We start from the raw sequence: 6,837 nt of genomic DNA, 5'->3' as shown, positions 1-6,837 counted from the left end.
CCGCCCCGCGCCCTGTGCTCCTCGTCGCAGCCGAGGGGCCAGAGGGGTCGGCTGCTGCTGCGCAGTGACGCCGACTCCCGGGCGGCGCTGCCGCCCTGCCGAACGTGGCGCGCTGTGGTTTGCGTCAGAGCGGTGATACCCCCACCGGGCCGAGCGCAGCAATGGCCCGCCCCCACCCCCTTCAGGATGCGCCGAGGCGCGCAGCGCCTGGGGTGGCCTGCGTGCCGCAGGACACGCAGGCTTCGTCCTTCTAGCTCGCCGCATTTGTCCGAACGCAGCGCCGCAGGCGCGAAGTGAGTTATGCGGCGCACCCCAGGCGCGAGCACCGCAGGTTGCCCCGCGCGCACGCCAGTGCGCGTGGGGACGCAGCCTGTAGGGTCGCCTTTCTTTTGCCTCCTTTTCTTTGGCGACGCAAAGAAAAGGAGGTCGGCCGCCGGGCCGAGACCCGGCCCCGGACCACAACACACCCCAGCGGCACACTACCGCCAAACACAGAATGCTACGAATTCCATAGCTGCTTGTGCTTACCAAATAAGCACGAGCAGCCAAAAACACTCCAAGCGCCTCCATCACCGCCCCAGGTACACCTCGATCACCCGCTCATCCGCCTGCACCTGGTCCAGCGTGCCCTCGGCCAGCACCGCGCCATCGCACAGCACCGTCACCTTTTCGGAAATCGCGCGGATGAACGACATGTCGTGCTCCACCACCATCAGCGAATGCTTGCCCTTGAGCGACAGGAACAGCTCGGCCGTGCGCACGGTCTCCTCGTCGGTCATGCCCGCCACGGGCTCGTCCAGCAGCAGCAGCTTCGGGTCTTGCATCAGCAGCATGCCGATCTCCAGCCACTGCTTCTGCCCGTGGCTCAGCAGCCCGGCCAGGCGGGTGGTCTGGTCGGCCAGGTGGATGGTGTGCAGCACCTCGGCCAGCCGGTCCTTCTGGGCCGAATCGAGGCGGAAGAACATGGACGCCGCCACGCCCTTGTGCGTCTTGAGCGCGAGCTCCAGGTTCTCGAACACCGTGAGCTGCTCGAACACCGTGGGCTTCTGGAACTTGCGGCCGATGCCCAGGCTGGCGATCTCGGGCTCGTTGTGGCGCAGCAGGTCGATGGTGGAGCCGAAGAACACCGTGCCGCGGTCGGGCCGGGTCTTGCCGGTGATGATGTCCATCATCGTGGTCTTGCCCGCGCCGTTGGGGCCGATGATGCAGCGCAACTCGCCCGGCGCAATGTCGAGGTTCAGGCCGTTGATGGCCTTGAAGCCGTCGAAGGCCACGTGCACGTCTTCCAGGTACAGGATGCGGCCGTGGGCCACATCCACCTCGCCCGGGGTGGCGATGCGCGAGAAGCCCGCCGTGCGGCCGCCCGACTCCGTCTGGCCCGCCGGGCCTTGCGGCAGGCGGGCCTGGGCGCGGCGCGCGCCCTCGTCCATCAGATCGGGCGTCATTGCGCGGCTCCCTTCTTGCGGGCCCAGGCGGCGTGCAGCTTCTTGGCCAGGCCGACCACGCCGTTGGGCAGGAACAGGGTCACCGCAATGAACAGCGCGCCCAGAAAATACAGCCAGAACTCGGGGGCGGTCACCGTGAGCCAGCTCTTGGCCCCGTTGACCAGGAACGCGCCCACGATGGGCCCGATCAGCGTGGCGCGCCCCCCCACGGCCGTCCACACGGCGATCTCGATGGAGTTGGCCGGGCTCATCTCGCCCGGGTTGATGATGCCCACCTGCGGCACATACAGCGCCCCGGCCACGCCACACATCATGGCGCTGATGGTCCAGATGGTGAGCTTGTAGGGCAGCGGCGAGTAGCCCGAGAACATCACGCGGCTTTCAGCGTCGCGCACGGCCTGCAGCACGCGCCCGAACTTGCTGCGCACCAGCCAGCGGGCCAGCAGAAAGAAGCCCAGCAGCGTCAGCCCCGTGAGCACGAACAGCACCATGCGCATGTGCTGGGTGGCCAGGGGCATGTCGAGGATGCGCTTGAAGTCGGTGAAGCCGTTGTTGCCGCCAAAGCCTGTCTCGTTGCGGAAGAACAGCAGCATGGCCGCGTACGTCATGGCCTGGGTGATGATGGAGAAGTACACCCCCTTGATGCGCGAGCGGAAGGCGAAGTAGCCAAACACGAAGGCGATCAGCCCGGGCACTGCGACGATGAGGATGAGCGTGGCGATGAAGCTGTCGGAGAACGTCCAGTGCCAGGGCAGTTCCTTCCAGTCGAGGAACACCATGAAGTCGGGCAGGTCGCTCTTGTAGTTGCCGTCGCGGCCAATTTGGCGCATGAGGTACATGCCCATCATGTACCCGCCCAGCGCAAAGAACAGGCCGTGGCCCAGGCTCAGGATGCCGGTGTAGCCCCAGATCAGGTCCATGGCCAGCGCGCAGATGGCGTAGCACATGATCTTGCCGAGCAGGCCCACCGCGTAGTCCGACAGGTGGAACACGCTGCCCGCGGGCACCCAGAGGTTGAGCACGGGTGCCACGGCGCAGACCACGATCAGCGCCACGATGAAGGCCGACCAGCCGGTGCGCGACAGCAGCGGCGCGGGGGCCGGCAGGGTGAGGGAGGGAGTAGAAAGATTCGTCATGGTGTATCTCTGCCCGCCACTCAATCTGCGGTGCGCCCTTTGACCGCAAAAATGCCCTGCGGCCGCTTCTGGATGAACACGATGATCAGCACCAGCACCGCGATCTTGGCCAGCACGGCACCCGTCCAGCCTTCCAGAAACTTGTTGAGGATGCCCAGGCCCAGCGCCGCATACACGGTGCCCGCGAGCTGGCCCACGCCGCCCAGCACCACCACCATGAAGGCGTCCACGATGTAGCTCTGGCCCAGGTCGGGCCCCACATTGCCCACCTGGCTCAGCGCGCAGCCGGCCAGGCCCGCAATGCCCGAGCCCAGCGCAAACGCCATGGTGTCCACACGCGCCGTGTTCACGCCCATGCACGAGGCGATGGGGCGGTTTTGCGTCACGCCGCGCACGAACAGGCCCAGGCGCGTACGGGCAATCAGGTAGCCCATGCCCAGCAGCACGGCGATGGCAAAACCGATGATGACGAGCCGGTTGTAGGGCAGCGTGAGGTTGGAGAGCACCTGCACGCCGCCGCTCATCCACGCCGGGTTTTCCACGCCCACGTTCTGCGCGCCGAACAGGCTGCGCACCAGCTGCATCAGCACCAGGCTGATGCCCCAGGTGGCCAGCAGGGTCTCCAGCGGGCGGCCGTACAGAAAACGCAGCACACTGCGCTCGAGCACCGCGCCCACGGCGGCCGACGTGGCAAACGCCAGCGGCACCGCTGCCACCAGGTACCAGTCGAAGGCTCCGGGAAAAAACTTCTGGAACACGCCCTGCACCACGTAGGTGGCATAGGCGCCGATCATCATCAGCTCGCCATGGGCCATGTTGATCACGCCCATCAGGCCGTAGGTGATGGCCAGGCCGAGGGCCACGAGCAGCAGGATGGAGCCCAGGCTGATGCCCGAGAACGCTGCGCCCAGGCGTTCGCCCCAGGCCAGGCGTTCGTTGATGGTGGCCAGGGCGGCGCGCAGGGCGGCCTTGACCTCGGCGTTGTCTTCGGCCGACAGGCGCTCGTTGAGCAGCAGGCGGGTGTCGGGCGTGGCGCTGCCCGCCAGTGCGCGTGCGGCTTCCAGGCGCTGGGCCACGTCGTCGCTGCCCAGCAGCGCAGCCGAGCGGGCCAGCGCCAGCTGCTCTTTCACCCGGGCGCTGGTTTCGCTGGTGAGCGCACGCTCCAGCAGGGGCAAGCGTGCCAGATCGGGCTCCTTCATCAGCGCCTGCGCGGCGGCCAGGCGGGCTTTTTCGTCCGTGCCAAACAGCTGCAAGGCGGCCAGCGCGGTGTCGATCTCACCGCGCAGCCGGTTGTTGCTGATCACGTCCTCGGCGTCATCCGGCACCGCCACCTCGGCTCCGGTGACCGGGTCGCGCCCTTTGCCGTCCTGCAGGACGATGACGCGCTCGCCCGCCACCTTGACGGCGTCGTCGGCCAGCGCGCGCAGAAAGACGGCAGTGGCCTCGCTTGGTTGGGCCACGGCGGCCTGCAACGCCGCAATGCGCTCGTCGGTGTCACCCGTGACCATGGCACGCGCGGCCTCGGCCGTGAGCGCGTGCGCCTGGACGGCCGCGCACAGCAGCAGGCAGGCGGTCAGGCGTTGAAGAATGGTGGCAAGCATGAATGGGAGGCGGTAGGTCAAAAGAAACAGGCCTGTGCAGCGCGCGGAGCCCAGACCAGGGCCCCGGCGCCAGGGCCACCCCGCCGCGCCGGGGGTGCCCCCCGGCCCGCATCGCGCTGCGATGCGAACGCGGGGGGAAGGCGCGATCGCGCCTCAGGGGGATGTCACAGCTTTGTCTTGCCGTCCGGCTCGTCCTTCTTCTTATCGTTGCCTTCGATGTACGGGCTCCAGGGCTTGGCCTTGACCGGGCCCGGCGTCTTCCACACCACGTTGAACTGGCCGTCGGCGCGGATCTCGCCAATGAACACGCTCTTGTGCAGGTGGTGGTTCTTCTCGTCCATCTTGCTCACGATGCCCGACGGCGCCTTGAAGGTCTGGCCGGCCATGGCGGCAATCACCTTGTCCACATCGGTGCTCTTGGCCTTCTCGACGGCCTGCTTCCACATGTTCACGCCGATGTAGGTGGCTTCCATCGGGTCGTTGGTCAGCGGCTTGTCCTTGTGGCCCGGAATGTTCTTGGCCTTGGCGTAGTCGCTCCACTTCTTGATGAAGGCGGTGTTCTCAGGGCTCTTGATCGACTGGAAGTAGTTCCAGGCCGCCAGATGGCCCACCAGCGGCTTGGTGTCCACGCCGCGCAGCTCTTCTTCACCCACGCTGAACGCCACCACCGGCACGTCCTTGGCCTTCAGTCCGGCGTTGCCCAGCTCCTTGTAGAAAGGCACGTTGGAGTCGCCGTTGATGGTGGACACCACGGCCGTCTTGCCACCCTGGCTGAACTTCTTGATGTCCGCCACGATGGTCTGGTAGTCCGAATGGCCGAACGGGGTGTACTTCTCGTCGATGTCGGAATCCTTCACGCCCTTGCTCTTGAGGTAGGCGCGCAGGATCTTGTTGGTGGTGCGGGGGTACACGTAGTCGGTGCCCAGCAGCACCCAGCGCTTGGCACCGCCGCCTTCCTTGCTCATCAGGTAGTCCACGGCCGGAATCGCCTGCTGGTTGGGCGCAGCACCGGTGTAGAACACGTTCTTGGACAGCTCTTCGCCTTCGTACTGCACGGGGTAGAACAGCAGGCCGTTGAGTTCTTCCACCACCGGCAGCACCGACTTGCGCGACACGCTGGTCCAGCAGCCGAAGATCACGGCCACCTTGTCCTGCGTCAGGAGCTGCTTGGTCTTCTCGGCAAACAGCGGCCAGTTGGAGGCCGGGTCCACCACCACGGGCTCGAGCTTCTTGCCCAGCACACCGCCCTTGGCGTTGATTTCATCGATGGCCATCAGCACCGTGTCCTTGAGCACGGTTTCCGAAATGGCCATGGTGCCCGACAGGCTGTGCAGGATGCCGACCTTGATCGTGTCCTGCGCCTGGGCGGGCAGAGCCGAAAGACCTGCGAGGGCGGCGACGGCCGCGAGGGCCTTGAGGGAATAACGACGTTGCATGAGCGCTTCTCCGATGAGGGTGGTGGGAACCAGGTCGATTCGGGGTTTTCCCGTATCGATGGGTGGGATTCTGGAGAGCCCCCCTCGCGCCGGAAATACGCCAGGTGGCGTACAGAACGTCACCCCCAACGGCACGTCCACTGTGCGTTTGCAAACGTTTCAACGCGCTCTCAACCCCGCCCTACCGGGCTGGACGGCCTGTCACGCCTGCCGTACAGTCCGGGCGGCTTTTGCCAAGGGCCTCGCTGCGAGACCACCCAGCGCCCTTGACGTTGGACCCCACCATGCAACCCAAACACCCCATTCGCGCCCCGCTTGTGCTGGCCTTTCCGCTTGTTGCCCTGGCGGTGACAGCCTGCGGCGGGGGCTCCAGCCCTGCGCAGATCTCGACCAAGGACTACGCACTGGCCGAACAGACGGCCGTGCAGACGCCATACATGGCCCTGGGCATTGCGATCAATGTCGACGAGCTTCCCATGGCCAAGACACATCGCGCCCAGGCCTTGGCGTACCAGCTGGTGCTCAAGCGCCAGAAGCTGCAAGCACAACACCCGCTGCCCAAGGAGACGGTCACGGAAACCGCCTGCGAAGCAGGCGGCAGCTACCGCTACCGTGAGCTGGACGGCCAGGACATCATCGAATTCAACGACTGCCGCTTTGAAGAAGGCGAAGAATTCCTACCGGGCGTTCGCCTGGCCACCAGCCTGAACGGTACGGTGCGCTACACCTTCCTGGCAGACGCCACCATGGACCTGGCCTACCGCACGGAAGAAAACACGGTCACCCGGTACCTGACGTCGGACGGAACGGAAGCCAACCGCGAGACCATCACCAGCGCGTTCTGGTTTGGGTCCAATGCACAGGGTTATCACTTCCGGAACATGGACTACCGCGTCCATTACCTGGGCGCGCAGCGCGACTACGTGCTGGCAGGTGAGGGCTTCAGCGCCGTCATCGACCTGAAGACGGGGATGCGCCTGTCGGGCACAGTGCGCGCTGAGGGGCGCATGGGCGATCTGCAGCTGCCCCCGACCCGGTTTCAGTACGCCACCGAGAACCCGCTGCTGTTTGCCAGTGCCGACGAGTTCAGCGACGTGACCGCAGGCCGCGTTCTGGTCACTGCGCAAGACGGTACCAGCCTGCGGCTGACCTACACCGGCCCCAACACCTACCACATTGCCGTCAATGCGCAGTGATGGCCCCGTCTGAAAGTGCCTAT

At 66.0% G+C, this 6,837-nt stretch carries 5 protein-coding genes; 1 reads left to right on the top strand and 4 read right to left on the bottom strand.

The genetic code is table 11. The annotated features are described in order from the left end of the window. Positions 1-569: 569 nt before the first annotated feature. From urtD to urtA, 4 genes are all read right to left on the bottom strand, one after another. Positions 570-1,445 (bottom strand): urea ABC transporter ATP-binding protein UrtD, encoded by an 876-nt coding sequence (gene urtD, locus ABD866_RS09315; protein WP_345063695.1) that lies wholly within the window; start codon positions 1,443-1,445, stop codon positions 570-572. Continuing rightward, positions 1,442-2,581 carry an urea ABC transporter permease subunit UrtC gene (gene urtC / locus ABD866_RS09310; RefSeq protein ID WP_345063693.1) on the bottom strand — a complete coding sequence of 380 codons (1,140 nt, stop codon included), beginning with the start codon at positions 2,579-2,581 and terminating at the stop codon, positions 1,442-1,444. Before urtC ends, urtD begins: the two co-directional genes overlap by 4 nt. Before the next feature lie 20 nt (positions 2,582-2,601). Continuing rightward, positions 2,602-4,182 (bottom strand): urea ABC transporter permease subunit UrtB, encoded by a 1,581-nt coding sequence (gene urtB, locus ABD866_RS09305; protein WP_345063691.1) that lies wholly within the window; start codon positions 4,180-4,182, stop codon positions 2,602-2,604. A gap of 164 nt (positions 4,183-4,346) precedes the next feature. Further along, entirely contained in the window at positions 4,347-5,618 is a 1,272-nt protein-coding gene (gene urtA / locus ABD866_RS09300) for an urea ABC transporter substrate-binding protein (protein ID WP_345063688.1), read from the bottom strand. A gap of 284 nt (positions 5,619-5,902) precedes the next feature. On the opposite strand from urtA, the gene ABD866_RS09295 reads away from it, so the two are divergent. After that, positions 5,903-6,814: a hypothetical protein gene (locus ABD866_RS09295; protein ID WP_345063686.1), complete on the top strand. Its 912-nt coding sequence runs from the start codon at positions 5,903-5,905 to the stop codon at positions 6,812-6,814. The last annotated feature ends 23 nt before the right edge of the window (positions 6,815-6,837 follow it).

This window comes from Acidovorax lacteus, assembly GCF_039540375.1.
Lineage (GTDB): Bacteria > Pseudomonadota > Gammaproteobacteria > Burkholderiales > Burkholderiaceae_C > Acidovorax_G > Acidovorax_G lacteus.
This window is presented reverse-complemented; position numbering and strand designations above follow the sequence as displayed.